Raw genomic sequence first — 1121 nt, forward strand, 5'->3', positions numbered from 1 at the left:
CCCGTGAGGAGCTGATGCAGCGCCTCGCCAGCGTCGAGAAGAAGGCCCTCGACGCGCTGCTGAAGGACGCGGGCAAACGCCTGGGGAGCGCACGCGCCGCCCTGCTGAAGGCGGAGCTGGACTCCCTCGCCGCCAAACACCACTCGCCCAGGTTCTGGGCCAAAGAGGTCGCATAGTGCTGCTCGCTCAATCTGATTCCGACACCACTCCTGTCTCTGCGCTCCGCCAGCCGCTCTTCGCCGGCCTGCCACCGCACCTGCGGACGCTCGCCTTCATTGACCTGGAGACGACGGGCCTGGACGCCTCCCGTCACGAAGTGCTGGAGGTGGCCATCCTCCGCGTCGACGCCCGCAGCCTCAAGGTGCTGGCGGAGTATGAGGCGCGCGTGCAGCCCACCCGGTTGGCCGATGCCCAGCCCGAGGCCCTTGCCGTGTGCGGCTACTCCGACGAGGAGTGGCGGGACGCGTTGCCCCTGCACGAAGTCTTGGCCACCGTGTCGCCGCTCCTGGCGGGCACCCTCGTGGCCGGCCACGTCCCCAGCTTTGACTGGGGCTTTCTCACCGCAGGGTATCGCCGTACCGGGCTGGCTCTGCCCAGCGTCGACTACCACCGCCTCGACACCGCAAGCCTCGCGTGGCCGCTGCTGGCCACGGGCGAGGTGGAGTCCCTCTCCCTCAACGCCCTGGCCAAACACTTCGGCATCCACCGCCCCACGCCTCACCGCGCCATGGCGGACGCCCGCTGCGCACTGGAGGTGGCTCGCCGCCTTGCCGTGCGCATGAGCCGTGGCGGGCACATGGAGCGGCTGCTTGAGGAGTCGGGAGGTGTCTCGTGAGCGGCGCCTCCTCTCGTCGCAAGGGCGCAGACTGGGAGCGCGCCCTCGTCCACCGCTTCCGTGAGGCGATGCCCGAGGCCGTCATCCGCCGCGGCCTCCAGTACCGCACCGGGCAGGAGATGTCGGACGTCGAGGTGCCGTGTTTCTGGGTCGAGGCTAAGGCCCACCAGCGCACCAACGTCCGCGAGGCCATGCGCCAGGCGGTGGAGACGTGCCCGCCGGGCCGCTGGCCGCTGGCCGTGTGCAAGGACGACGGGCAGACGCCCCTCGTCACCATGCAGTTGGA

The 1121-nt window shown here is 70.4% G+C and carries 2 protein-coding genes; both read left to right on the forward strand.

Annotated features, from left to right (window positions below):
* Positions 1–175: 175 nt before the first annotated feature.
* Complete coding sequence (locus FJV41_RS49255) at positions 176–835, forward strand: 3'-5' exonuclease (protein ID WP_141649525.1); 660 nt, start codon at positions 176–178, stop codon at positions 833–835.
* Positions 832–1121: hypothetical protein (locus FJV41_RS49260; RefSeq protein WP_141649526.1), on the forward strand; the 290-nt coding region annotated here is incomplete at its 3' end. The genes FJV41_RS49255 and FJV41_RS49260, both read left to right, overlap by 4 nt.

The sequence above is a fragment of the Myxococcus llanfairpwllgwyngyllgogerychwyrndrobwllllantysiliogogogochensis genome, from assembly GCF_006636215.1.
GTDB lineage: Bacteria > Myxococcota > Myxococcia > Myxococcales > Myxococcaceae > Myxococcus > Myxococcus llanfairpwllgwyngyllgogerychwyrndrobwllllantysiliogogogochensis.